Source organism: Sphingomonas sp. (genome assembly GCF_036388435.1).
Classification (GTDB): domain Bacteria; phylum Pseudomonadota; class Alphaproteobacteria; order Sphingomonadales; family Sphingomonadaceae; genus Sphingomonas.
Window position 1 is genome coordinate 1 of record NZ_DASVRV010000049.1, and the last position, 25,349, is coordinate 25,349.

24 protein-coding genes and 1 pseudogene are annotated in these 25,349 nt (G+C 67.7%); 13 read left to right on the forward strand and 12 right to left on the reverse strand.

All coding sequences use genetic code 11. The features are described from left to right. The 5 genes and pseudogenes from VF592_RS12105 to VF592_RS12125 all read left to right on the forward strand — a co-directional run. Positions 1–259, forward strand: a pseudogene (locus tag VF592_RS12105) (ubiquinone biosynthesis protein UbiB); the annotation flags it as partial. After that, positions 256–1,380, forward strand: a complete 1,125-nt coding sequence (locus VF592_RS12110; RefSeq protein WP_331005887.1) for a hypothetical protein — start codon at positions 256–258, stop codon at positions 1,378–1,380. The pseudogene VF592_RS12105 and the gene VF592_RS12110, both read left to right, overlap by 4 nt. Further along, positions 1,377–2,555: a bifunctional phosphopantothenoylcysteine decarboxylase/phosphopantothenate--cysteine ligase CoaBC gene (gene coaBC / locus VF592_RS12115; protein ID WP_331005888.1), complete on the forward strand. Its 1,179-nt coding sequence runs from the start codon at positions 1,377–1,379 to the stop codon at positions 2,553–2,555. The genes VF592_RS12110 and coaBC overlap by 4 nt, the downstream gene beginning before the upstream one ends. A 46-nt stretch (positions 2,556–2,601) precedes the next feature. Then, positions 2,602–3,036 (forward strand): dUTP diphosphatase, encoded by a 435-nt coding sequence (gene dut, locus VF592_RS12120; protein ID WP_331005889.1) that lies wholly within the window; start codon positions 2,602–2,604, stop codon positions 3,034–3,036. Continuing rightward, positions 3,033–3,788, forward strand: a complete 756-nt coding sequence (locus tag VF592_RS12125; protein ID WP_331005890.1) for a HesA/MoeB/ThiF family protein — start codon at positions 3,033–3,035, stop codon at positions 3,786–3,788. Before dut ends, VF592_RS12125 begins: the two co-directional genes overlap by 4 nt. Here VF592_RS12125 and galU read toward each other — a convergent pair. Beyond that, positions 3,785–4,654, reverse strand: a complete 870-nt coding sequence (galU, locus tag VF592_RS12130) for a UTP--glucose-1-phosphate uridylyltransferase GalU (RefSeq protein WP_331005891.1) — start codon at positions 4,652–4,654, stop codon at positions 3,785–3,787. The two genes, VF592_RS12125 and galU, sit on opposite strands and share 4 nt — an antisense overlap. Before the next feature lie 87 nt (positions 4,655–4,741). Here galU and wecB (VF592_RS12135) point away from each other — a divergent pair, with 87 nt between their 5' ends. Beyond that, positions 4,742–5,872 carry a non-hydrolyzing UDP-N-acetylglucosamine 2-epimerase gene (wecB, locus tag VF592_RS12135; protein ID WP_331005892.1) on the forward strand — a complete coding sequence of 377 codons (1,131 nt, stop codon included), beginning with the start codon at positions 4,742–4,744 and terminating at the stop codon, positions 5,870–5,872. Further along, positions 5,856–7,151 carry a UDP-N-acetyl-D-mannosamine dehydrogenase gene (wecC, locus tag VF592_RS12140; protein WP_331005893.1) on the forward strand — a complete coding sequence of 432 codons (1,296 nt, stop codon included), beginning with the start codon at positions 5,856–5,858 and terminating at the stop codon, positions 7,149–7,151. The genes wecB (VF592_RS12135) and wecC overlap by 17 nt, the downstream gene beginning before the upstream one ends. Here the strand turns inward: wecC and VF592_RS12145 are convergent. Next, positions 7,148–8,104 carry a M48 family metallopeptidase gene (locus VF592_RS12145; RefSeq protein WP_331005894.1) on the reverse strand — a complete coding sequence of 319 codons (957 nt, stop codon included), beginning with the start codon at positions 8,102–8,104 and terminating at the stop codon, positions 7,148–7,150. The two genes, wecC and VF592_RS12145, sit on opposite strands and share 4 nt — an antisense overlap. A 98-nt stretch (positions 8,105–8,202) precedes the next feature. On the opposite strand from VF592_RS12145, the gene VF592_RS12150 reads away from it, so the two are divergent. Beyond that, on the forward strand, positions 8,203–8,964 hold the full coding sequence (locus tag VF592_RS12150; RefSeq protein WP_331005895.1) for a metallophosphoesterase family protein: 762 nt from the start codon (positions 8,203–8,205) through the stop codon (positions 8,962–8,964). A 205-nt stretch (positions 8,965–9,169) separates the two neighbouring features. Beyond that, complete coding sequence (locus VF592_RS12155) at positions 9,170–9,415, forward strand: hypothetical protein (RefSeq protein WP_331005896.1); 246 nt, start codon at positions 9,170–9,172, stop codon at positions 9,413–9,415. An 89-nt stretch (positions 9,416–9,504) separates the two neighbouring features. Here VF592_RS12155 and VF592_RS12160 read toward each other — a convergent pair whose 3' ends face one another. Further along, on the reverse strand, positions 9,505–11,436 hold the full coding sequence (locus tag VF592_RS12160; RefSeq protein WP_331005897.1) for a nucleoside-diphosphate sugar epimerase/dehydratase: 1,932 nt from the start codon (positions 11,434–11,436) through the stop codon (positions 9,505–9,507). Positions 11,437–11,730: 294 nt separating this feature from the next. Between VF592_RS12160 and VF592_RS12165 the strand changes: the two genes are divergently transcribed. Genes VF592_RS12165 through wecB (VF592_RS12175) form a run of 3 tightly spaced genes read left to right on the forward strand, consistent with a single transcriptional unit; the run spans position 11,731 to position 15,027 of the window. After that, the gene (locus tag VF592_RS12165; protein ID WP_331005898.1) at positions 11,731–12,783 is read left to right on the forward strand and encodes a polysaccharide biosynthesis protein; all 1,053 of its coding nucleotides are present in this window, start codon (positions 11,731–11,733) and stop codon (positions 12,781–12,783) included. Beyond that, a complete protein-coding gene (locus VF592_RS12170) occupies positions 12,783–13,895 on the forward strand; it encodes an NAD-dependent epimerase/dehydratase family protein (protein ID WP_331005899.1) in 1,113 nt (370 codons plus the stop codon). Before VF592_RS12165 ends, VF592_RS12170 begins: the two co-directional genes overlap by 1 nt. 1 nt (position 13,896) lies before the next feature. Beyond that, complete coding sequence (gene wecB, locus VF592_RS12175; protein ID WP_331005900.1) at positions 13,897–15,027, forward strand: non-hydrolyzing UDP-N-acetylglucosamine 2-epimerase; 1,131 nt, start codon at positions 13,897–13,899, stop codon at positions 15,025–15,027. On the opposite strand, the gene VF592_RS12180 is transcribed toward wecB (VF592_RS12175), so the two are convergent. From VF592_RS12180 to VF592_RS12215, 8 genes are all read right to left on the reverse strand, one after another. Further along, a complete protein-coding gene (locus VF592_RS12180; RefSeq protein ID WP_331005901.1) occupies positions 15,021–16,184 on the reverse strand; it encodes a glycosyltransferase family 1 protein in 1,164 nt (387 codons plus the stop codon). The two genes, wecB (VF592_RS12175) and VF592_RS12180, sit on opposite strands and share 7 nt — an antisense overlap. Continuing rightward, entirely contained in the window at positions 16,181–16,945 is a 765-nt protein-coding gene (locus tag VF592_RS12185) for a hypothetical protein (RefSeq protein WP_331005902.1), read from the reverse strand. The genes VF592_RS12180 and VF592_RS12185 overlap by 4 nt, the downstream gene beginning before the upstream one ends. Then, entirely contained in the window at positions 16,942–17,334 is a 393-nt protein-coding gene (locus VF592_RS12190; protein WP_331005903.1) for a capsular biosynthesis protein, read from the reverse strand. The genes VF592_RS12185 and VF592_RS12190 overlap by 4 nt, the downstream gene beginning before the upstream one ends. Positions 17,335–17,344: 10 nt before the next feature. Further along, positions 17,345–18,805, reverse strand: coding sequence for a hypothetical protein (locus tag VF592_RS12195; protein WP_331005904.1), 1,461 nt, complete (start codon positions 18,803–18,805; stop codon positions 17,345–17,347). Further along, the gene (locus VF592_RS12200; protein ID WP_331005905.1) at positions 18,805–19,788 is read right to left on the reverse strand and encodes a lysylphosphatidylglycerol synthase domain-containing protein; all 984 of its coding nucleotides are present in this window, start codon (positions 19,786–19,788) and stop codon (positions 18,805–18,807) included. The genes VF592_RS12195 and VF592_RS12200 overlap by 1 nt, the downstream gene beginning before the upstream one ends. Further along, positions 19,785–20,591 (reverse strand): glycosyltransferase family 2 protein, encoded by an 807-nt coding sequence (locus tag VF592_RS12205; RefSeq protein ID WP_331005906.1) that lies wholly within the window; start codon positions 20,589–20,591, stop codon positions 19,785–19,787. The genes VF592_RS12200 and VF592_RS12205 overlap by 4 nt, the downstream gene beginning before the upstream one ends. After that, the gene (locus tag VF592_RS12210) at positions 20,584–20,979 is read right to left on the reverse strand and encodes a GtrA family protein (protein WP_331005907.1); all 396 of its coding nucleotides are present in this window, start codon (positions 20,977–20,979) and stop codon (positions 20,584–20,586) included. The genes VF592_RS12205 and VF592_RS12210 overlap by 8 nt, the downstream gene beginning before the upstream one ends. Positions 20,980–21,085: 106 nt before the next feature. After that, entirely contained in the window at positions 21,086–22,795 is a 1,710-nt protein-coding gene (locus tag VF592_RS12215) for a hypothetical protein (RefSeq protein WP_331005908.1), read from the reverse strand. A 203-nt stretch (positions 22,796–22,998) separates the two neighbouring features. On the opposite strand from VF592_RS12215, the gene VF592_RS12220 reads away from it, so the two are divergent. Further along, positions 22,999–24,222, forward strand: a complete 1,224-nt coding sequence (locus VF592_RS12220; protein WP_331005909.1) for a glycosyltransferase family 4 protein — start codon at positions 22,999–23,001, stop codon at positions 24,220–24,222. A gap of 16 nt (positions 24,223–24,238) precedes the next feature. Here the strand turns inward: VF592_RS12220 and VF592_RS12225 are convergent, their stop codons facing one another. After that, positions 24,239–25,300 (reverse strand): glycosyltransferase family 2 protein, encoded by a 1,062-nt coding sequence (locus VF592_RS12225; RefSeq protein ID WP_331005910.1) that lies wholly within the window; start codon positions 25,298–25,300, stop codon positions 24,239–24,241. Positions 25,301–25,349: the final 49 nt, after the last annotated feature.

Here is a 25,349-nt window from a genome sequence, read left to right on the forward strand (position 1 = left end):
GGAATGGGTGCGCGGCGAGCTCGGGCCGGAGGCGATGGTCGCCAATCGCCTGGTCGCCGACATCCGCACCCTCGCCAAGCTGCCCGAACTCGTCCGCCGGCTCGAGACGCGCTACCTGCCCCCGCCCGGCGGCGCCCCCCCGCCCCTGCCGCTCGCCCATGTCGAGATCGTCGGCGCGCGATTCGGCTGGCGATATGCCGTCGTAGCGGTCGCGGCCGCCGCGCTGGGAGTCGTGGCGACGATGCTGGCGGTCGGTTGATACGCGCGGCCAAGCCCTGGTGGACCGCGCAGCCGACCCGCTTCGCCGGCCTTTCCAGGGGCCGGGCGCGCGCGGCGCTCGGACTGCTCCTGCTGCTGCTCGCGGCCTGCCTGCTCGCGCTCCGTGCCCCCTCCCCGCCGCCGGCGAGCGGAGAGCCGGCGAACCGGGCGGAGGATCAGGCCGATGTCGTCCTCTACCAGACGATCGTCGAGCAGGTCCGCCACGGCGGCGACTATTACGCGATCACCGCCGCGGCGCTGAGGAGCGGGAACTATCCCCTCCGACCCTTTGTGACCTTTCGCCTGCCGACGCTGGCGGCGATCCAGTCGCGCCTGCCTGATCGGGGATCGGAGGCGCTCCTTTACGCGCTCGCGGCGGCGGTGGCGCTCGCCTGGTGGGCGCGGTTCGTGCCGGCATTCGGGCGAGGACCGCCGCGCATGGTCGCGCTGCTGCTGCTCGGGGCGGGAATGCTCGTCTTCGTCCAGCGCGAGCTGATCTGGTTTCACGAGATCTGGGCCGGCCTGCTGATCGCGCTGTCGCTGGCGCTCAGGCGGCCCGGGCGCTGGGTGGAGGCGGCGGCGTTCGGGCTGGCGGCGATGCTGGTGCGCGAGACGGCCGCCTTGTATGTCGGGGTGATGGCGGCGGCGGCGTGGATCGAGGGCGAACGGCGCGAGGCGCTGGGCTGGGCGTTCGCGCTGGCGGTGTTCGCGATCGTGGTCGCCGCCCATGCCCATGCGGTGGCCCAGGTGGTGCGCCCGCTCGATCCCGGTTCGCCGGGCTGGGCGGGGATGCTCGGCTTCGGCTTCTTCGTGCGGACGATGACGATCACGACCGCGCTCAGCCTGCCGCCGCTCTGGCTGGCCGCCCCGCTGGTCGGCATGGCCCTGTTCGGCTGGGCCGCCTGGGCGGAGCCGCTGGCGGGGCGGGCGCTGGCGACCTTCGCCGCCTATGCGATCCTGCTCGGCGTCGCGGGCCGGGTGGATACCTTTTATTGGGGGCTGCTCGTCGCCGGACCGTTGCTGGCGGGCCTCGCCTTCGCCCCCGACGGCCTGCGCGATCTGCTGCGCACGGCGGCGGGCGAGCGGCGCCGCCGGATCACCATCACCCGGGTGGTGCGGTGAAGCGCATCCTGCTGATCGTCGGCGGCGGGATCGCGGCCTATAAATCGTGCGAACTCGTCCGGCTGCTCCGCAAGCGCGGACATGCCGTCCGCTGCGTCATGACGGAGGGCGCCGGCCATTTCGTCACGCCCATGACGCTGGCCGCGCTGTCGGAGGACCACGTCTACACTTCGCTCTGGGACCTGAAGGACGAGCATGAGATGGGGCATATCCAGCTCAGCCGGCAGGCCGATCTGGTCGTGGTCGCCCCCGCCACCGCCGACCTGCTCGCGCGCATGGCGGGCGGACAGGCCGGCGACCTCGCGACCACCGTGCTACTCGCCACCGACAAGCCGGTTCTGGCCGCGCCGGCGATGAACGTGCGCATGTGGCTGCACCCCGCGACGCAGCGCAACGTCGCGCGGCTGCGCGGCGACGGCGTACGCGTGCTCGACCCCGACCAGGGCGCGATGGCGTGCGGCGAATGGGGGCCGGGCCGCCTGCCCGAGCCGCCCGCCATCGCCGACGCGATCGAGGCGATGCTGACCCCCGGCGCCCGTCCGCTCGTCGGGCGCCACGCGCTGGTGACGGCGGGGCCCACGCACGAGCCGATCGACCCGGTCCGCTACCTCGCCAACCGCTCCTCGGGGCGGCAGGGCTTCGCGATCGCGGAATCCCTGGCCATGCTGGGCGCGCGGGTGACGCTGGTCGCCGGCCCCGTCGCGCTGCCCACGCCCGCCGGGGTCGACCGGGTCGATGTCGAGACCGCGCGGGCGATGGCGGCGGCGGTCGACGCGGCGCTCCCCGCCGATGTCGCAGTGATGGTCGCGGCCGTGGCCGACTGGCGCGTCGAAGCGGCGGCGCAGAAGACCAAGAAGGGCGAGGCGGCCCCGGCGCTCCAGCTGGTCGAGAATCCAGACATCCTGGCCACGCTCGCGCGCTCGCCCACGCGGCCCGGACTGGTGATCGGTTTCGCGGCGGAGACCGAGCGCGTCGTCGAACACGCGGTCGCCAAGCGGGTGCGCAAGGGCTGCGACTGGATCGTCGCCAACGACGTATCGGGCGACGTGATGGGGGGCGAGGCTAACGCGGTGCACCTCGTCACCGCCACCGGCGTCGAGGATTGGCCGCGCCTGCCCAAGCAGGCGGTCGCGGCGCGGCTGGCCGAGCGGATCGCGGCGGCGCTCGACCGGTGACCGGGCCGGGGTCGCGTCGCCCGATCGGGGGCGCTAAGGCGGCGCCATGATCCGCATCTCCCTTCTCCGCCTGCCGCATGGCCGGGACCTGCCGCTCCCGGCCTATGCGACCGCGGGCGCGGCGGGCATGGACGTGGTCGCGGCCGAGGACCTGACGCTGGAACCCGGCGCGCGTGCGGCGGTCGCGACCGGCTTCGCCATCGCGATTCCCGACGGGTTCGAGGTGCAGGTCCGCCCCCGCTCCGGGCTCGCCCTCAAGCACGGCATCACCTGCCTCAACACGCCGGGCACCATCGACAGCGATTATCGCGGCGAGGTGAAGGTGATCCTCGCCAATCTCGGCACCGGGCCCTTCGCGGTCCGGCGCGGCGAGCGGATCGCGCAGCTCGTCCCCGCGGCGGTGACGCGCGCGGCGGTGGAGGAGGTCGTGGCGCTCGACGACACGGCGCGCGGCGCGGGCGGTTTCGGGTCGACCGGTTGAGCTTCACCGGCGACGAGCTCGCCCGTTATGCCCGCCACATCGTCTTGCGCGAATTCGGGGGCGGCGCGCAGGCCCGGCTGAGCGCCGCCACGGTCGCGCTGGTCGGCGCGGGCGGAATCGGCTCGCCGGCGATCCAGTATCTCGCGGGCGCGGGCGTCGGGCGGCTGATCCTGATCGACGACGACCGGGTCGACGCATCCAACCTCCACCGCCAGACGATCTATTCGACCGCCGATGCGGGCACGCCCAAGGTCGAGGCGGCGCGCGCCGCGGTGGCGCGGCTCAACCTCCATGTCGCGGTCGAGTGTCGGCCGGCGCGGATCGACGCGGACAGCGCCCCCGCGCTCCTGGCCGGCGCGGACGCGGTGATCGACGGTTCGGACAATTTCGCCACGCGTCTCGCCGTCGCCGACGCCGCGCTGGCGATGCGCGTGCCCCTCGTCTCGGCGGCGGTGGCGCAGTTCGAGGGGCAGCTCGCCACCTATCGCGGCTGGGAGCCCGCCCAGCCCTGTTACCGCTGCTTCGTCGGCACCGCGCCCGAACGGCCGGGCGGCTCCTGCGCGGAGGACGGCGTATTAGGCCCGGCGGCCGGGGTCCTCGGCAGCCTCGCAGCATTGGAGGCGATCCGCGCGGTCGCTCCGTTCGGCGAGGATTCGGCGGGCAAGCTGGTGCTCGTCGACCTGCTCGCCCTCCGCTTCCGCACGCTCAGGCTGCCCAAGGACCCCGGCTGCCCGGCCTGCGGCCCCGCCTAGCCCAGCAATTTCCTGGCGAAATCCCGCACCGCCGGCCCGATATCGTCGCGCGCCAGCGCCAGGGCGAGATTGGCCTGGATATAACCCGCCTTGTCGCCACAATCGTAACGCTGCCCATCGAACGTATAGCCGTGAAAGGGCTGGCGCCCGATCAGCTGTGCCATCGCGTCGGTCAGCTGGATCTCGCCGCCCGCGCCCGTCACCGGATCGTCGAGCACCTTCATCACCTCGGGCTGGAGGATGTAGCGGCCGGGAATCATGAGGTTCGACGGCGCGGTACCCCGGGCGGGCTTCTCGACCAGCGCGGTGACCTCGGTCAGCCGGCCGTCGGTCCGGCCGGGCGAGATGACGCCATATTTGTCCGTCTCCTCGTCGGGCACCTCCAGGGCGCCGACGATGTTGCCGCCCACGGCGGCATAGGCTTCGACCATCTGCTTCAGGAAATTGGGGGCGCCGACCATCAGCTCGTCGGGCAGGAGCACCGCGAAGGGCTCGTCGCCGACGATCTCGCGCGCGCACCACACCGCGTGACCCAGACCGAGCGGCTCCTGCTGGCGGACATAGACGGGCGATCCGGGCTTTTGGCGGATATTCTCGATCGCGGCGAGCGACTTGCCCCGCGCGCGCATCGTCGCCTCCAGCTCGTAGGAGATGTCGAAATGATCCTCGAGCGAGGATTTGCCACGCCCGGTGACGAAGATGATCTGCTCGATCCCCGCCTCCAGCGCTTCCTCGACCGCATATTGGATCAGCGGCTTGTCGACGACGGTCAGCATCTCCTTGGGCATCGCCTTGGTGGCGGGCAGGAAACGCGTGCCGAGGCCGGCGACGGGGAACACCGCTTTGCGGACGGGCTTGTGGGTCATGGATCCTCCTGGTTGCCCCCGCATATCGCTGGTCGCACGATGCGGCAATTGACGCCCCCTTAAGGCCGACTCGTTAAGCGAGATTTCATGTTCAAACCCAAGGTCCTCGTCGTGTTCGGCACCCGGCCCGAGGCGATCAAGCTGTTCCCGGTGATCCGCGCCTTGGCCAACACGGGCGCGGTCGATGTCCGCACCTGCGTCACGGCGCAGCACCGCGGCCTGCTCGACCAGGTGCTCGCCATCGCCGGTCTGGCCCCGGACCGCGATCTCGACCTGATGGAGCCGGGGCAGGCGCTCGACCGGCTCACCGCGCGGCTGCTGACCGGGCTGGGCGAGGTGATGGACGCGGAGAAGCCCGACCGCGTGGTCGTCCAGGGCGACACGGCGACCGCGATGACGGGCGCCCTTGCGGCTTATTACCGGCGCATCCCCGTCAGCCATGTCGAGGCGGGGCTGCGATCGGGCGACATCCTCCATCCCTGGCCCGAGGAGGTGAACCGCCGCATCGTCGCGCCGATCGCCGACCAGCATTTCGCGCCGACCGAAACCGCGGGCGCGGCGCTGCGGCGCGAAAATATCGATCCCGCGACCGTGTACGTGACCGGCAACACGGTGATCGACGCTCTGCACTGGACGGAGGCGCGGATCGCCGCCGATCCGTCGCTCGCGGCCGGGCTCGACGACATCGCCGCGCGGTTCGCGGGCAGGCGCGTGATCCTCGTCACCACCCACCGACGCGAGAATTTCGGTGGCGGGATGGAAGCGATCGCGCGGTCGATCGCGCGGATCGCCGAGCGGCCGGACGTGGCGGTGCTCTTTCCCGTCCACCCCAATCCCAATGTCGTCGACGTCATGGACGCGCTACTGGGCGACCGCGCCACCATCGCGCGGGTGGACCCGCTCGACTATCCCCACTTCGTCCGCGCGCTCGGCCTGTGCCACCTGGCCCTGTCCGATTCGGGGGGGGTGCAGGAGGAGGCGCCCGCGCTCGGCAAGCCCGTGCTCGTCATGCGCGAGACGACCGAGCGCCCCGAAGGCGTCACGGCGGGCACCGCCCGGCTGGTGGGCACCGACGAGGATCGCATCGTTTCCGAAGTCTTCACGCTTCTGGACGACGAAGGCGCCTATCAGGCCATGGCACGCGCCCATAATCCCTTCGGGGACGGCAAGGCGGCGGGCCGAATCGCAAAGGTGATCGCGCATGGTTTCGGACACTGAACTCAGCGTCGTCGTCCTCGGCCTCGGCTATATCGGCCTGCCCACCGCCGCGGTGATCGCGCGGACGGGGGCGCGGGTGCTGGGCGTCGACGTGGCGCGGAGCGTGGTCGATACCGTCAATTCGGGCCGGGTCCATATCGAGGAGGTCGACCTGGACGGGCTCGTCTCGGGCGTCGTCGCGCGCGGCGATCTGCGTGCCTCGACCGAGATCGCGCCCGCCGACATATTCGTGATCGCGGTGCCGACTCCCTTTGGCGACGACCATGCGCCCGACATCTCGTTCGTGCTCCAGGCCGCCCGGTCGATCGCGACCGTGCTCAAGGTCGGCGACACGATCATCCTCGAATCGACCTCGCCCGTCGGCACCACCGAACAGGTCCGCGACCTGATCGCCAGGCTCCGGCCCGATCTGCGGGTCCCGGGGCGCGCGGGCGAGCAGGCGGACGTCGCGATAGCCTATTGTCCCGAGCGCGTCCTGCCGGGCCGCATCCTCCACGAACTCATCGCCAATGACCGTGTGATCGGCGGGGTGACGCCACGCTGCGCGCGCAAGGCGCTGGGCTTCTACCGCCGGTTCGTGCGCGGCGCCTGCGTCACCACCAATGCGCGTGCGGCCGAGATGACGAAGCTGACCGAAAACGCATTTCGCGACGTCAATATCGCGTTCGCCAACGAACTCAGCCTAGTCGCCGACACGATGGGTGTCGATGTGTGGGAGGTGATCCGCCTCGCCAACCGACACCCGCGCGTGAACATCCTCCAGCCCGGCCCCGGCGTCGGCGGGCATTGCATCGCGGTCGACCCTTGGTTCCTGGTCCACGGCGATCCGGGCAACACGCCGCTGATCCGCACCGCGCGGCTCGTCAACGACGGCAAGACCGATCATGTGATCGCACAGGCCGCCGCGCTGATCGACGCGCGGCCCGGCGTCCCGGTCGCGTGCCTCGGGTTGGCGTTCAAGGCGAATATCGACGATTTCCGCGAAAGCCCCGCGCTCCGCGTCGCCGCCGCGCTGGCCCGTCGTTTCGGCGATCGGGTGCGCGTGGTCGAGCCTTTCGCGCAAGGGCTGCCCGCGGCGTTCGCGGGAAGCGGTGCGACGCTGGTCGATGTGGACACCGCGATCGAGACCTGCCCGATCATGATCGTGCTGGTCGACCACGACCTGTTCCGGTCGATCCCGCTGGAAGAGCGCGCGGGAAAGCAGGTGCTCGATACGCGCGGCATCTGGCCCGACCAGCCCCGCCCCACGTCGCCGGATCGGCTCAGGCTCGCCGGCTAGTCCAGCGGTTGATCGCGGGTCGCCAGGAGCGCCGGCCTGGTCGGCCGCGCCTGCCCCGCCAGCGACCTGGCCGCCTTTTCCAGCGAGTCGGCGCGGGACCGCGATGACGGATGCGTTCGCGCCCGGAACACGCCCGAATCGATCTCGCCGCCCCGCTCGCGCCAGAATCGGGCCGCGCTCAGCGGATCGTAACCGGCATTGGCGAGCAGGTGGACGCTCAACTCGTCCGCTTCGTTCTCGGTACGGCGAAACAGCCGTCCATTGCGGCCCAGCTCGCGCAACAGACCACGATCGACCTTCGCCGCCGTCAGCCGGTCGGGATGCCGCAGGATGATGTGCGCGAGTTCATGCGCGACGATCACCGCGATCTCGTCGTCGCGGTAACGCTCGAAGAACCGTTCGCCGAGATGGACGATGCGGCCGTCCGATCCCGCGAACGTGCCGCGCCCGAGGAGCAGTTCGTATCGCGCGCGGCAGGCCGGCACGGGCCTCACCGTGACGACCCTCGTCGCGCCGTCGCGAACAAGCGTGAGCGCGATGGGTGCGCCGGGATCGCCGCGCTCGATCAGGTCGATCGTTCGATCGCGATCGGCGATGCCGACGTCGCCCCCGGTCGCCACGCCGTTCACCGCGATCAGCCCGTCATCGGCGCGCACGCCGGCGACCGCCGCGGGCGCACCGGCTATGACCGCTTCGACCGCGACGGGAGTTTCGAAGCCGAACGCCCGGCGTGCGGCGTCCCGGTCCGCGACCCCATATTGGCCCAGCGCATGGATGACGACTCCCACCGCGGGCTGACGTTCCCGACATAGCGAGACATTGGCCAGCGCCAGCCGATGGCCGATCGCCGCCAGCCGGGCATCGGCGGCGCGCAAGGCCTCGTGAAAGCCGGGCGCTGTGGCCTGGGCCGCGAGTGTCGGCGCGAGCAGCGCCAGGGCGACGGAAACGGTCATCGGGCGCGTTCATAGATGGTTCGGACCGTGGCGCCCAGACGGGTCCGGTTGCCGGAAGCCACGGCCGCCACTATCTCGCGCGCCATCAAAGGGTGAACATGCTCGCTAAGTTATTGAGATCACGAGTGCGCGCCGACGCGCAGCGCGATGCGCTGCCGGACGGAACGCGTGTCTATGCGGTGGGCGACATTCATGGGCGCCTTGATCTCCTCGACGAGCTGCTCGCCCGCATCGACGCCGACGATGGGCGCCGTGACCCCGCCGAGACGACGATCGTCTTTCTGGGCGATCTGGTCGACCGCGGCCCCGATTCGGCCGGCGTCGTGGACCGGCTGCGGCACCTTGCCGGGTCCGGCCGGCGAGTCCGTTTCCTGGCGGGCAATCACGAGGAAGTGTTCGTCGAGGCGCTCGCCGGGGATCTTCAGGCGCTCAAGCTTTTCTGTCGGATCGGCGGGCGCGAGACGGTCCTGAGCTATGGTGTCGGCGAGACCGACTATGAGCGGCTCGGCTATGACGAACTCGCCGAAGTGCTGGCGCGGCTGGTTCCCGATTCGCATCGGCGTTTTCTGGAGTCTTTCGAGGACATGATCTCCCTGGGCGATTACCTGTTCGTCCATGCGGGGGTCCGCCCCGATCGGTCGCTCGACGACCAGCGCGTCGGCGACCTGCGCTGGATTCGCGATCCGTTTCTCGGCCATCGCGGGCGACTCGGCAAGCGGGTGGTTCATGGCCACACCATCACCCCCGAGGTCGAGTTCAGGCCGCATCGCATCGGCATCGACACCGGCGCTTATGCCACCGGCAGGCTGACCGCTTTGGGATTGCAGGGGACCGATCAATGGCTGCTCCAGACGGGCTGAGCCGTCCACCCGGCCTGTCCGTCGCACGGTCGGGCGCTCGACTCGCTTTCCAAAGTCGCCGCAGGCATTATAGGAAGCTGGCGGGGTGAGGTTTGTTGCACCGCCGCAACAGTGCGGAACGCTTTTTGCACTGATATCGTTAGGCTATTGTCCTGCGCACGTAATCGTGTCATGGCCTTAGGCTACGAACAATAGGGAGTTCGACATGCGTCTTGGGAAGTATCTCCTGACCGCCGCGGCCGCCATGATGGCAGTTGCTCCGGTCAGTGCCGCCGCCGTTAACCCGGCCGCCAGCCTTTCGGTTTCTCAGTCGGCGCGTGCCGGCTCGGCGACCGCCAAGGATAGCGAAGCCATTGGTGGTGGTATCTTGGTCGCGATCCTCGCGGCCGCTGCCGTGATCATCGGCATCGTGATCATCGCCGACAGCGACGATGAACCCGATAGCCCGTAAGCTTCGGTTCACGACGGAATAAGAATAGCGGTCTTCGGGCCGCTATTTTTTTGTCCGATCCATGCGCGGCGCGCGCTTCGGCCGTCGCACTAAGCATTCAACGGCGTCGCGTGATGATCGGTATGATCGTCTCGCCCGGCGGGTCGGATCGTAGCGCCAGCCGCCTGTCGACGTTCTTCCTGCCGTATCCAGTCGACATTGTCCGGTGCCGCCGTGAAACCATCCACCAATGCGATGAGCTGAGCACGGACCGAGTCGATCTGCTGGTCGTCGAGATCGATCCGCAACCGCTCCAGTCGGGGAATCAGCCGATCGGCCGGCAGGAACTGCTCGTTCGCGGTCATGATGCGCGGATGGGCGGTCGGTGCGGGATCGTCACCGATCAGCAACTCCTCGTACAGCTTTTCCCCCGGGCGAAGGCCGGTGTAGACGACCTCGATATCGCCTTCGGGCGCGTGCTCGCCGCGTACCTTGAGGCCGGACAATTCCACCATGCGCGTGGCCAGGTCGACGATGCGGACCGGCTCACCCATGTCGAGCACGAACACCTCGCCGCCCCGCGCCATGACATTGGCCTGCAGCACGAGTTGCGCGGCCTCGGGGATCGTCATGAAATATCGGATCACGTCGGGATGGGTCACGGTGATCGGGCCGCCCACGGCGATCTGCTGGCGGAACAGCGGCACGACCGAACCGCTCGACCCCAGCACGTTGCCGAAGCGGACCATGGAAAAGGTGGTCGCGCCCGGGCCGTCGGCCAAGGCCTGGAGCACCAGTTCGGCCAGACGCTTGCTCGCGCCCATCACGTTGGTGGGCCGAACCGCCTTGTCGGTGCTCACAAGAACGAAGCGCCCGACCGCATGGTCGCGCGCGAGCCTGGCACAGGTCCAGGTTCCCACGACGTTGTTGCGCACGCCGTCGACGACATTGTGCTCGACCAGCGGCACGTGCTTGTACGCCGCCGCGTGGAAGACGACGTCCGGTCGCCATGTCTCGAAGATGCGGCGCATCCGTATCTCGTCGCAGACCGACCCCAGCAGCGGCAGGAGCAGCTCGGCGCCGTCCTCCACGGCCTCGTCCAGCCAGCGCAGCTCGCTATGGATCGTGTACAGCGCAAATTCGCTGATATCGACGAGCAGCAATCGCGCCGGTTTCAGCAGCGCGATCTGGCGGCACAACTCGCTGCCGATCGAGCCGCCCGCGCCGGTCACCATGACCACCTTGCCGCGGATGCTCAGGTCGGCCTGGTCGATGACGGGCCGTACCGCCTCGCGACCGAGCAGGTCGTCGACCTCGAGCAGGCGAAGGTCGGAGGTCGTGACCTTGCCATGCGCGATGTCCATCAGCCCGGGCAGCGTCCGAACCGCGAGCTCGGCCGCGCGGATCGCCTCGAGGATCTCGTTGCGACGGGTCCTGCTCGCTGACGGAATGGCGAGGAGGACCTCGGCGATCTCGTGGTCGCCGGCCAGTTCGGTCATGCGGTCCGGTCCCCATACGGGCAGCCCAGCGACCCGCGCGCCGCGCAGCTTGCGATCGTCGTCGATGAATCCCACGACTCGCAACGTGGCGCTGTCGCCGATCGCCGCGGCGAGCTGGCGTCCGGCCGATCCCGCACCATAGACCAGGACACCCCGCTTGGTGCCGACCAGGCGCTGTCGATATCGGCCACCCAGCCAGTAACGCACCAACGCGCGCGATCCGCACAGCGCGATCAGGAGGAGGACCGGCTGGATGATGCCGATCGTGCGCGGCACGCCCGGAACGGTCTGAAGCGTGAACACGGCCGCGTAGATGACGCCATAGATGATCACGGCCTGCACGATGTCGGTCAGCGCCGCCCACCCGACATAGCGAAAGGCCGCGCGGTACAGGCCGCAAAAGGTGAACACCGGCAGCGCGATCACCAGCGCGCCGAGCACGGCGGGCCATTGGGCGAACAGATCGACCCAGACGTTCAGACGGAGATAATAGGCCGCCCAGACCGCCAGCACGCATAGTCCGGCGTCGACCGTCACGGCCATCGCCTGCTTCCAACGGCGCGGCAATTCCACCACGGACGCGATGGATCGCACAAGAACACTCATCGGACCGGTCCCTTACCCGGGGCCGACAACGCCCCCAACCGCCCTGATACCCTAGGGCCACCCGTTGTCGCCCGCATAAAGCAAAGCCGCCCGGCGTGCCATGTAGATACGACGCCGTTTCGATTGATCCCGCCGGGGCGCCTCGCTAACAGCGCGGACACGCCGGCGATCAAGCCCAGTCCGAGCTTCGGACCGCGATGTCAGGCGCGACCGCACCGATCCGCAACCGTCATGAACCGGACCAGGACCTGCATGTTCGACCAAAAGATACTCCTGATCACCGGCGGAACCGGTTCGTTCGGTTCCACGGTGCTCAAACGGTTCATCGACGAGCCGTTCGGCGAGATCCGCATTTTCAGCCGCGACGAGAAGAAGCAGGAGGACCAGCGCCTTTTTCACCGCGACAAGCGGCTGCGCTACTATCTCGGCGATGTCCGCGACCAGCGATCGGTCGCCAACGCGACGCGCGGGGTGGATTATATCTTTCACGCCGCGGCCCTCAAGCAGGTGCCGTCCTGCGAGTTCCACCCGATGGAAGCGGTCAAGACCAACGTGGTCGGCACCGACAACGTGCTGGAAGCCGCGATCGAGAACGGCGTCTCGCGCGTGGTCTGCCTGTCGACGGACAAGGCGGTCTATCCCATCAACGCGATGGGCATCTCCAAGGCGCTGATGGAAAAGGTGATGGTCGCCAAATCGCGGCTTGCCGTGGGCACCGACACGGTGATCACGGGCACACGTTACGGCAACGTCCTCGCCTCGCGCGGGTCGGTGGTTCCGTTGTTCGTGGGGCAGATCCGCGACGGCAACCCCATCACGATCACCGACCCGGAAATGACGCGCTTCGTCATGTCGCTGAGCGAGGCGGTCGACCTGGTGCTCCATGCGTTCGAGCATGGCGACAATGGCGACCTGTTCGTCCAGAAGGCGCCCGCCGCGACGATCGAGGTGTTGGCCCAGGCGGTTCTCGACATCATGGACCGGCCCGATCATCCGATCCGCACCATCGGGACGCGCCACGGGGAGAAGCTGTTCGAGACGCTGCTCAGCCGCGAGGAGATGGCGATGGCGGAGGATCAAGGGCAATATTACCGTGTGCCACCCGACAATCGCGACCTCAATTATTCCATTTTCGTCGAAAAGGGTGATCGCCACATCGCGGAGTTCGAGGATTTCAACTCGCACAACACCCGTCGGCTCGACCGGGGGGAGATGGTCGAAACGCTGAACAAGCTTTCCTACATCCAGAAGGTGCGCCAAGGCGCCGCGCCCGAGAGCGATTGATGAACCGTCCAGCGCGCATCGCGGTCGTCGGCGCGAACGGCTTTGTCGGCAGGAATCTCTGCCTGCGTCTGTCGGAGGATGCGCGTTTCGTCCCGGTGGCGCTGACCCGTGACGACGCCGACGCCCTGTGGGCGGATGTGATCGGTGGGGCCGACGCGATCGTCAATCTCGCCGGGGTCAACCGGCCACCACCGGGAACCGGATACGAGGGCAATCACCAGGTCGTCGACCGGCTCACGATGCTGGTCGACGCCTCGCGTCGCGAAACGCCGATCCTGCACCTCTCGTCCGCCAAGGCGGGCGACGGCACGCCTTATGGCGACAGCAAGAAGCTGGCGGAGGACCGGCTGCTCGCCTGGTCCGCCGCGACGGGGGTTCCGGTCGCGATCCACCGGGCGGTGAACGTCTTCGGTAAATGGTGCCGGCCGGACTATAATTCGGCGGTCGCGACCTTCTGCCACAATGTCGCGCGTGATCTTCCCATCCGGGTCGACGATCCGTCGACGGCGCTCGCGCTGATCCATATAGACGACCTGATCGACACGCTGATCGCCCGGCTGGCCGAGCCGGTCGAGCCCGGATTCTTCGACGCCGGGCCGGTATATGCGACGACGGTGGGCGCGGTCGCCGATGCCGTTCGGGGCTTTCGCGCCGATCGTGCCGACAACATGATCGCCCATGTCGGAGTTGGGCTGCCTCGCGCGCTCTACGCGACCTATGTGTCGTACCTGCCTCCCGCCGATTTCAGCTATGCGATCGAAAGCCACCGCGATCCGCGCGGCAGCTTCTCGGAAATGCTCAAGACGCGCGACTCGGGCCAGTTCTCGTTCTTCACCGCGCATCCCGGCGTGACGCGCGGCGGCCATTACCACCATGCCAAGACCGAGAAATTCCTCATCGTCCACGGCGACGCGTTGTTCCGGTTTCGCCACATGCTGACGGGCGAGACCTATGAGGTGCGCACGACCGGCGAGACCCCGACCGTGGTCGAGACCGTGCCCGGCTGGACGCACGACGTCACCAATGTCGGCCAGGACATGCTGATCGCGATGCTCTGGGCGAACGAGCTGTTCGATCGCGCCCGCCCCGACACGATCGCCGAGAAGGTTTGAGATGCGCAAGTTGAAGGTCATGACCGTGGTCGGCACCCGGCCCGAGATCATCCGCCTGTCGCGCGTCATGGCGGCGCTGGACGAGCATTGCGACCACCGCATCGTCCATACCGGGCAGAATTACGATTACGAGCTCAACCAGGTCTTCTTCGACGATCTGAAGATCCGCCGTCCCGATCACTTCCTGGAAGCCGCGGCCGCCAGCGCGGCCGAGACGATCGGGCAGGTCATCATCGCCGTCGACCGCGTTCTGGAGGCGGAGCGGCCCGATGCGATGCTGATCCTGGGCGACACCAATTCCTGCCTGGCGGTTATCCCCGCCAAGCGCCGGCGCATCCCGATCTTTCACATGGAGGCCGGCAATCGCTGCTTCGACGACCGTGTGCCCGAGGAGATTAACCGGCGCATCGTCGACCATACGGCGGACATCAACCTGCCCTATTCCGACATCGCGCGCGATTACCTGCTCGCCGAAGGGCTGCCGCCCGACCGGGTGATCAAGACGGGCAGTCCGATTTTCGAGATCCTGAACCATTACCGGCCCGGCATCGACGCCTCGACTGTCCTCGACGCGCAAGGTGTGCGGCCGGGCGAGTATTTCGTCGTGAGTTGCCACCGCGAGGAGAATGTCGACTCGGACGGCCAGCTTCGCCGCTTTCACGAGGTGCTCAACGCCGTCGCCGAGCACCATGATCGCCCCGTCCTCGTCAGCACCCACCCGCGCACGCGCAAGCGGATCGAGGCGCAGGGGCTCGAATTCGACAGGCGCGTCCGATTGCTGAAGCCGTTCGGGTTTCTGGACTATAACGCGCTTCAGATGCACGCGCGGGCGGTGCTGTCGGACAGCGGCACCATCAGCGAGGAAAGCTCCATCCTCAACTTCCCCGCGCTCAACATCCGCGAGGCGCATGAGCGGCCCGAGGCGATGGAGGAAGCCTCGGTCATGATGACCGGCCTGAGCACCGAGCGTGTGCTCCAGGCGCTGGAGATCCTTCGCTCGCAGGCGCGCGGGACGGAGCGGACGCTGCGTCCGGTCGCCGATTATTCGATGCCCAACGTGTCGGACAAGGTAGTGCGCATCATCCTGAGCTACACCGACTATGTGAACCGGACGGTGTGGCGCGACTATTGATCACCGCGCGCTACCTCGCCCAGGAAGCGGAACGTGTCCTGGGCGCAGCGGGTCCATGAAAAGGCCTGCGCCCGGTCGAAGGACACGGCCGCCAGCCGGTCGCGAAGCGCGGCGTCCGCGATCATCGTCCGCAAGGCCCGCGCGACCGAGTCGGCTCGTACCGGATCGAAATACACCGCGTCCTGGCCCAGGACTTCCGGCATCGGCCCATAGGACGAACTCGCGACGGGCAGGCCCGACGCCATCGCCTCGAGCAGGATGTTGGGCATGTTCTCGCAGGTCGATGCGAAGACGAAGCCGTCCGCCTCGCCATAGCAGCGGTGCAATTCGTCGAACGGAACCAGGCCGCGATACCGCACGAATATGCCGGCCCGATCGACCTCCTCGATCCGTTCGCGCAGCCGGGCGAGCGCGGGCGGATAGGCGGCGCCGACCAGGTCGAGGGTCACGGGCAAGCCCTCCGCACGCAGCTGGCCTACCGCGCTCACGACGTTCCACTGGTGCTTGTAGACATCGACCTGCGAGACATAGACCAGCCGGAACGGTCGCTCCGGCGTCAATTCGTCCCGCCCGACCGCGCGGCGTGGCGCCAGAAAGAAACGCGGCTCCAATCCGTGCGGGACGATCGCCGTCCTCGACGGCGGCCGGCCGATCGCGGTCGTCACCCGGTTCCGGGCATAGTCGGTCAGGAAGATGACCCCGTCCGCCGTCCGGAAGGACCGCGCCTGCGCCCGCCGCAACAGCCGCATCTTCCACCACATCGTCGATCCACGACCGAAGCGCGCGGCCTCTTCGGGCTCGAACGGCAGCATATTCTGCGACATGGTCACCGTCCGCACGCCCGCGCGGCGCGGCAGGGTTCCGCCGGGAGAGAAGAGCAGGTCGCAGCCTTGCGCCCCGACCGCCCGGGGCAGAACGGCCTGCTGCCAGCCCGCTCGCCACGGCAGCGCGCGATCGAGCGCGGGTATGTGAATGCGGTCCAGCCAGGGCCGGTCGGGCAATCGCGACCGCGTATGCCCGCCGCTCCAGACCACGACCCGGTCGATCCCCGCGGCTCGGGGCTGCGCGGCATCCAGCAGCCGGCCGAGATGGGTGAGCCCGCCGCCCGCGCGGATGTTCGACGCGTCGATCCCGATCGAAAGCCCAGTCTCCGTCATCCCGCCGTCGCTCGATCGGCGTCGCCGAGCGAGGGGGGAACCGACGCCAGAAAGCGCTCCACCTCGGCCGGCGTACCGAGCGGCACCACGGCGTCGACCGGCACGTCCTGGATGAACACCGCGCGCCCTTCGGCGAGCAGGTCGTTATAGAGGGGCGCGACATAACGCTCGCCCGCATCCGTCGGGCGGCCCGGCGCGTAGTGACGGTCATATGCCCGCGCGAAGAGGTCGAACGAGCCGAACCAGTACAGGCCGATGGTGGCGTGCGGCGAGATGCGCATCTTTTCCCGAACTTCGCCCACGCGCCCCTCGTCGTCCGCAGCGGCGAAGCTCCAGTGATCGCCATCGGCGGCGAAGCACGGGATCCAACCCTCCCCCCGCGGTGCTCGCGCCGACAGCGCGGACGGATGCACGAACGTATCGATGTTGTAGATGAACATCGGATCGGCGCGATCGCTGATCGCCGGCGCGGCGAGCGTCGCGGTCGTCGCCTGCCCATCGGTCGGCGCGTCCAGCTCGATCAGCGCGTGGTCGGCGATCCCGAGCGCGGCGGCCTCGCGCGCGATGAAGTCGCCGGCCTCGTCCGCCGCGCGCACCACGAACACGAAACGCGTCCCCGCGCCGATGAACGAGCGCAGGCTCAGCATGGACCAGGCGAACAAACTGCGCCCATGCGCCTCGATCCGGTATTTGGGCACCGCATAGCCCGCGTCGAGGAAGCGTCGGCCGAAGCCCGCCATGGTGATGATCGCGGTCGTCACGACGCGTCGTCTCCCAGCAATTCGCGGATTTCGGGATAGCTCAGCCGCAGGAACTCGTCGGGGCGGATCGACCGGTCATCGACATAGAAGCCGCCCTTGCCCGGCCAGGGCTTGCCGACATGAAGCTCGTCATACGGAACCTCGTGCCGGTCGAGCCAGGCCAGGAGGTGCTTCGCGGTCTGGGCGATCAGCAATCCCATGTTGCCGCTATGCGTGTTCATGTTCCGCGACGTGGACAGGATGACGTAGAAACCCTCCGCCCGGTACTCGCGCAGCCGCTCCACGACCGCCGGGAACGGGACCAGGTCGTCATATTCCTCGTCGCCCGCCTTCAGCGGGCAGATGGTGCCGTCGATGTCGAAGACGATGCAGCGTTCGCGTCTGATCATGTTGGTCCGTTCAGGCGGCTTCCAGCGCGCCGAGGATCGCGTCCGCGTTGATTGCGAACCCCAGCACCTTGCGCGGCCGGTCGATGTGGAGGGGGAGCATGCTGACGAAGAGCGACGCCTCGCAGAGCCGGACCAAGCCGGGATCGAACCCGGCCGCCCGCTGGCGCTCGGCGAACATCGGCGCCGCCCATTCGGGGGCGGGGCGATCCAGCACCAGCTTGAGCCGAAGCGCCTCGTCGACCTGGATATCGAACGAATCATGGTTGATCAGATCATATTGACCCAGGACCGAGTGGCTCAGCTTGGCGATGTCGTAATAAGGATGGGTGTAAAGGTCACCCTCCCCACTCGCGCCGCGCGGGTCGATCAGCTTCATGAGCTGGCTGGTCTTGCTGTACAGGATGTTCGAAAAACACAGGTCGCCATGACCGATCACCAGCCGGTCGGTCGGAAGCCGGTGCCGGTGCCGGGCGAACAGCGCGAGATAGCGTTCCAGCAACCGGTCCACCCCGCCGCAGCCGCGTTCCAGCAGCGGCGCCAGCTCGGCATATTGCGGCAGCTCCTTCAAGGCCGCGACGCGCTCGCGCACCTTGTCGACGAACAGCGCTTCCACCTGAGCCTCGGCTTCCCCCTTCGCCGCGGGCCGGCTCGCGCGGAGCCGTAGAAAGAAGAACAACTGGTCCAGGAAGCGGCCGAACTCGTCCCGGTCGAGCGCGCCGTGCAGCCATTGCAGCGCGGTGTCGGGGATGTGCAACCGCTCCATCCGGTAAGACGCCCGGTCGCTGGCCTCCCGAAAGTCGAACGGTTGGACGAAGAACATCTGCATCTCGGGTGGGAGCAGCCCGTAAAAAGCGAACTCGCGCCGCAGCTTCGTGACGTCGGTGGACGTCTTGGTGATCAGATATTCGGTCTGGGTGATCGCGTTGAAGAACCGCGCATCGAAGGCGTTGGACAGGTAGCGTAGCAACACCACCTCGTCGTCGAGATCGACGAGCGCGAGGCGGTCGGGCATGCGGACCAGGCGCCCGGCTTGTTCCTGGAAGAAGCCGGGCAGGTCGCCCTCGGCGCGGCGCGGGATGTAATCGCGCAGCTGAGCGGCGTCGAGCAGCACCCAGCCGCTCCAGTCCGGGCCGTCGCCGGCCGCCAGGACCAGGCCGCCGGGCGAATGTTCGGCCTGTCGCAGAAAGATCGTCATCGCGGCGGGCTCGCGCGTACTCACCACGCGCGAGGGACAGAGCAGGAACATGTCCCCGCTCCACTCGCCTCCCCGCAGCCGCACCTCCAGCGACGACCAATCCGCTTCGTCGTTCAGCTCGATCGCCGGCCTGAGCCCGGCGTCGCGGACCGCGCCGCGGAAACGATCCGCAAGCGTCCGCCGGCGAAAGATCAGCCGGGCGAAATCGCCGATGCCGATCAGCGCCTGAACGCGCCCCGATACCGGTCCGCTATTGTCGTACAGGACGTGGAGCATCAGACGCCCACCTTCCGGCCCAACGTCGCGACCGACTCGATGCGGGATCGAAACAGGCCGATGCCCGCCAGGAGCGCGGCGAAGACGAGCGGCACCTGGGTCGCCACCAGATAGCCCATGGCCTCCGGTATCCGACGAAAGGCCGCGCTGGGGGGCAAGTTGTCGAGCAGCGTGTCGCCCCGGATCACCGCCGAGAGAAAGGAGATCAGCGTTCCGAGCGGCGCCACGTCCGCCGACGCCCCGACCATCACGATACCCATGGACAGCAATTCGAGCATCCAGATCAGCATCGTCAAGGCGATCAACGGTGCGTAACGTCCGCCGATCATCAGCGCCGCCCCGTGGACCACCGCGCGCGCTTCGGTGATCCGGCGCAGCGCCGCCACTGTCCACGACCCGTCATAACGTCGGATGATGAAACCGGCCAGGCGGCGCAGATTGTCCGGCAGAAGCGCCACCGCGAAGACGGCCAGGACGACGAAGGCCGATGATGCGGTCAGTACCGGGCCATAGTCGGCGGCGCGGGCGGGACCGGACGCGATCGCGAGAAGCAGCAGGAGCAGGATCAATCCGACATCCAGCATGCGCTCGACGAAGATGATCGTGACCGCGCGTACCGCGCCGCCCACCGCCGCCGAAAGCTCCACCGCCCGGTAGACGTCGCCCAGCTTGAACGGAATGGCCAAGCCCGCGCCGGCGGTGAACAGGTGAATCGCGCCGAGCCGGCGAAGGCTGACGCGGTCGTTCGCGGCGATCAGCGCAAGTCGCGCGACGCGCAGCAGATGGCTGGCCAGATAGGTCGCAGCCGCGAACAGCAGCGTCGCGGCGGTCACGGGAAGCGTCACCGCGCCGTTCCACCCGGCCACGATCACCGCGACCGACATGTAGGCCAGCGTGGCCAGCGCCGCGGCGAAGAGCAGCGCGCGCAGCCAGGGCTCGACCGCCAGGCGACGACGCGTCCCGATGCGGAATGCCTCGCTCAAGCCATGGTCCCGTCCGACATGTAGAGTGGCTCGGCGGTGTAGCGCGCATCGGGCGCTCCCGAGAAATCCCGCGCGAGATAGCGACGCCGCGCGACCTTGTAGGCGAGCGGTAGACGGAGCACGCGAAGCGACTGCTGCACGAGCTTGACGTTCGACACCTGGTCGTCCTCGCGCCAGCTGAGCGGGAAGAACCGCATCCGCCACCCGGCCGCGATCGATCGAAGGATCATATGGTAGTTGAAGGTCAGATCGTTGGCGTTGCCCAACCAGAAGCGATCGGCGAGCGCTCCCACCCGGTACATGTTCAGCCCACTGCCCAGATCATGAATCCGAACGCCGGTAGCGGCCGAATAAAGCGCGTTGAATACCCGGTTCCCCAGCCTACGCGTGGTCGAATAGCCGACCAGCTTCGATCCCTTCATGAACCGCGCGCCGAGCAACGCGTCCAGGCCCGCATAGCTGCGGTCGCGCAGATAGGGCGCGATATCGGCGAAATCACCCTGATCGTCGCCGTGAAGCACGATCAGGTAATCGAACCCTCCCTTCAATGCGTGATGAAAGGCCGTCTTGTGCGATCCGCCAAGCCCGTAATTATTATCGTTCCTGACCAATCGGGTAGGTACGTCGCGCATCCTCCGAAGCGCCTCGATCGCGACCTCGCGACCCCCGTCGGTACTGCGGTTGTCGACGACCATCACCTCGGCCAGCAGTCGCTGGTGCTCCGGGGTGATCTGCGCGAGCACGCGGCCGATCTGCCGCTCGCAATTGTACATGGGAACGAACAGCAGGATACGGTCAGTCATCGCGAAACGGTTCCTTGTGCCCTGCGGGAATGCGGGCACGAATGCCGCGTGTCAGCAGCGACATGAAGGCGAAGTTGGCGGTGAACGTCGCCGGGAGCACCGCCAGCTTCGCGAGCAGCGGCGACATTCGCGCGGCCAGCACGCCCACCGCGACGGACGCCGCGATCACCGCGACGATCTGGTACAGCAGGTAGGCCAGGAACAGGCCGAACAGGAAGCCGCCATCATAGGCGAATATCCGCTGCACCGACGCGAAGAAGACAAAGGCGACGGCGACGCTGGCCGATAGGATGTTGGCCCAGCCCGGTTGCGCGCCCCAGTGAACAAGCAATGCGAACAGCAGAAAGTCGATCGCGAGCCCCATGCCCGATACGAGGGCGAACGCCATGACCCTGCGCAAAAGGTGCGGTACGGCGGGCATGACGATCGCGGTCGGTCCTAAAACTGGGCGACGATGTCCGCCGCGCGCTCTTTTTCCGCTTTGCGGCGTCAGGTCAACCTCCCGTGCGCGTCCGTGCCCGCCATAGCGTCCAGAGCTCCCCCTGGGCCACTATCCCGTGGCGCGCTTCGACCGCGGAACGGATCACCGGCCAGAGCACTTCCCCATGCGGTCCCGCCTGGGTGTCGATCCGCTTCTGGATCACGAAGGTGGTGGCGTCGACCATGCGGTCCAGATCGGGATGAACCGTCGCGGAGAAGCTTCGGTCGATGTGCCACCAGGTCAGCGCGCCGGGCGGCGGCGGCAGGCGCAGGAAGGCCGGATAGGGATTGGCGAAGTCGACCGCGAACACGACGTCGCCCGGACGCACATGGGGCCGAAGCAGCCGCATCGCCTCGGCCAGGCTGCGGACCTCCATCGCGGTCAATGCGCGCCAACGTCGGCGCCGTTGCGCCAGGCTGTTGGGGGGCAGCAACGCCTCGGCGCCCGCCTTCCGCAATCCCGGCCGATCCGGGAAATCCCGCATCAGCCGCCGCGACACGAGCAACGTCTCGCCCGCCGTACCACGTAGCGCGGGGATGGCCCCGGCGTCGAGCCCATGGGTGGCAACCGCGTGATCCACGACCGACATGGCGTCGAGCAGCGGTGTCGTTCCCCCGACCACGCCCACCAGCGTCCAGGCGAGCGCGCGGCGCATCGGTCCGGGATCGCGCCCGCGCCGCGTGCCCGCGTCGCGCATGCGGCGTCGCTGCACCTCGGCGACGACGATCACCGCGACCAGAAACGGCGGCACCTCGCGCGTGAAATTGTTCTGGGTGTGGACCACCGTCGCGATCCCGACGGTGCCGGCGAGCAGGAGCGACGGCTTCCACCATGACCGCACCGCCTCGGCGACCGAGCGCACCGGCTGGAGCAGCCAGATCACCCCCATGCCCACTGCGACGAACACCGATCCGATCGCGACGGTCTGGAGCAGGTCGCGCCCCCAGAGTCGGGCAAGCAATCCGTCCCTGTTCACCGAAGCGGCCAGCGCAAGGTCGCCCAGATAGGCGCGATTGTTGCCGAACAGCAGTTCCACCGTGCCGATCATCGCGGCCACGACCAGCACCGCCACCGGGATCGCCCGCCAGTCCAGTTGCCGCAGAGCCGCGCCCAGCAGGACGAAGCCGATCGCGCCCATCAGGAAGTTGATCTTGAGGTAGAGCAGCAGCCCGCACATCAGGCCGATCAGCAGGCCGTCCGGCACCCACCCAGCACCCCCCTCGCCCCGGCGGGGTAGCAGCGTCATGGCCGCCAGCAGGACGAGGACACCGTGGCCCCAGCGATTATAAGGCGCGTTGTGCGAATAGATGTACCAGAACGCGTCCAGGTCGCGCGGCGACATCGCGATCGCGATCGCACCGACTCCGGTGAGCAGGAACAGCGGCGGCGCCAGACGCCTCGGCAGTCCCGCCAGCGCGATCAGCAGCAATATTCCGCCGACCAGCACGCCCGCATGGACGATCATCAAGGGCGAGGCCGGCTCCGCCAGCGCCAGCAGGCGAAAGGGCCAAGTGAAAGCCTGCCCGATCGGCGTATGATAGTCGAGATGCGGCACCTGGCCCAGGGCGCTGCGCCAAGCGTAATCGATCGGCACATAGATGTCGTGGAAGAAGCGCTCCACCAGCACGCCCTGCGCCGACATCGCCGCCGCGGCCAGACCGACATATGTTCCGATCAAGACGGCCGTGGCGGTGATCGGCCGCTCCGCCACGCTGAGTCTCATTCCGCCCTGCCCGTTCCACCGCCTGTCGTTCGCTCCGACAGACTAGGCGCGGCGACCGATCGCCACAACCTTTCCGGGCGGATTGCCGTGACGATCGCGTCCCCTCGTCTCGCCGGCGCGATGCACCCGCCGATCCCGGCGTTGCGCGCCTTGCGGGTGCGTAGCACGGACGGCTATGCGCCCCCGATCAGCCGGAGACCCTTGTGCCCAAGCGACCGAAGATCCTGTTCCTGACCCAAATCTTCGATCCCGAAGGCGCGTTCAAGGGACTGAGCTTCGCCAAGGCGCTACGCGACCGCGGCTTCGACGTGGAGGTCCTGACCGGCTTTCCCAATTATCCCCAGGGCAGAGTACAGCCGGGTTACCGGATCAGGCCGTATCAGCGCGACCTCATGGACGGCATCGTCGTGCACCGCGTCCCGCTTTACCCCAGTCACGACCGATCGAGCCTGCGGCGCTCCGCGACCTACCTGTCCTTCTTCGCCTCGGCCCTGATCTTCTGTCTGCTGCGTGGCAGGCGATACGACGCCATCTATGTCTATCATCCCCCGATGACGGTGGGCTTCGCAGCCGCCGTCTCCGGGCTGTTCACCCGTCGTCCGTTCGTGATCGACATCCAGGACCTTTGGCCTGACTCGGTGATGGTGTCGGGAATGGCAGGTGGCCGTGCCGAACGGGGGCTGAGGGCGATGTGCGACTTCGTTTATCGCCGCGCCGCACGCGTGGTCGTGCAGTCGAACGGCATGGGAGACGCGCTGGCGGAGCGCGGTGTCGCGTCCGCCAAGCTCCGCACCATCTATAACTGGGCGGACGAGCAGGCGGCGGTGGCGCACGGGCGAACCGACCTGACCCCCTATCGCTTCGAGAACCGCTTCACCTTTGTCTATGGCGGCAATATGGGACCGCATCAGGCACTCGATGCGGTCGTAGAAGCGGCCATCAAGGCTCAGGCGCGGATACCGGCAATCCAGCTGCTGCTGGTGGGCGAGGGTATCGAATTGCCGCGCCTGCGCCGTGTGGTCGCGGAGCGGGGCGTCGATGCCGTGAGGTTGATGCCGCCGGTCCGTCAAAGTCAGATCGCCGACGTGTTCGCAAACGCGAACGTGTTGGTCGTCCACCTGGCGAACCTCGACTTCTTCAGGTTCACCGTTCCATCCAAGACGCAATTCTACCTCGCCATGGGTAAGGCGATTCTGGGGGGTCTAGAGGGCGAGGCCGCGCAACTGATCGCGCAGGCACATGCCGGGCTGACGGTTGAGCCGGAGAACATCGACGCGATCGCCGACGCGATGATCGAACTCGCGACGATGAGCAATACTTCGCTACGGAAAATGGGTGAAAGCGGACGGCACTTCTACCATGATCGCCTCTCCTTCGATCGCGCCATCACAGAAACCGTGTCGGTCCTTGATGAGGTGACCAGATAGGTCGTTCGCCGATGAGTCAGAATCCGCGCAACACCACCTGTAGGAAGCGAAGCAGGATACGGCGTTCCTTAGGAAGGCGAATGCCCAATGCATCCTCCAACTCCTGCTTCGGGATTTCCACTCGCCAGAAGTCGCGAAACTCGGCCCGGTGCTGAGCGATGATCAGCGGCAGCAATCGGCCCCACAACCACGGTACTTCCCAGCCCACGAGCCTGCTTTGCAGCCTGTATCCCCATTCGAGCCCGGTCTTCACGGTGGACGGGCGGGCCGTCTCATTCTCCGCGATCCGCACTCGGATCAGCGCGTCGCGATGCTGCCGCAACTGGTGAAGCTTCGCGAAGCGAGCGAGCAGCCAAAGGTCGGAGGCGGGAAACTCTTCCGGGTAATAGCCGCCGATCCGTCGCACTAGGTCGCGCTTAAATAGCCAGCCTCCCGTGCTCCCCAGAACTGCGCCCCAGAAGAATTTCGCCTGCGGGATGTTTCTCGTCCGCCGGCCCAAGAAGTTCAGATCCAACAAAGCGCGCTTGGCCAGATGCCAGGGGAGCGATCTCGTCGCACCGTGATCCACGGAGCCGCCTTCCCGCTGATCGAACACCTGTTTTCGGCAAATCAGCCCGTCGATCTCACGATTGCGGTCGATCGCGGCAAACATGACTTTCAGGAAAGCCGGATCGAGCAGATCGTCGTCGTTGAGGATCGACAGCCAAGGCGCGCGCGCCACGTCGATGCAGCGATTGTGATTGTGGAAAAGGCCGATATTCTCGTTGTTGACCAGATACCGGAATTTGCGCGAGCGCAGCTCGGGAAAGCGGCCGAGCAGAAGCTCCGGACCCGCCGACTCCGGATCATTGTCGACCACTACAATCTCGAACGGTAGATCGAAACGTTGCGCCAGGACGCTGGCGATCGCTTCGGCGAGGAAGTGCGGACGCTGATAGGTTGGAATTGCGATCGTCGCCACGGGCGAGCTATCGTCGCTGCCCTGTGCGGCGATCCTGTAGGGCTTGTCGGCAATCTCGGCTATGGCATCGCGGAACGGCAGCCCCGCCAGGGCTTCCAGCCCGGTCTGATCGATCACCTTGTTTCCCGTCGCATGAGCATCCGCGCGACTTGTAGAATCCCCGCTG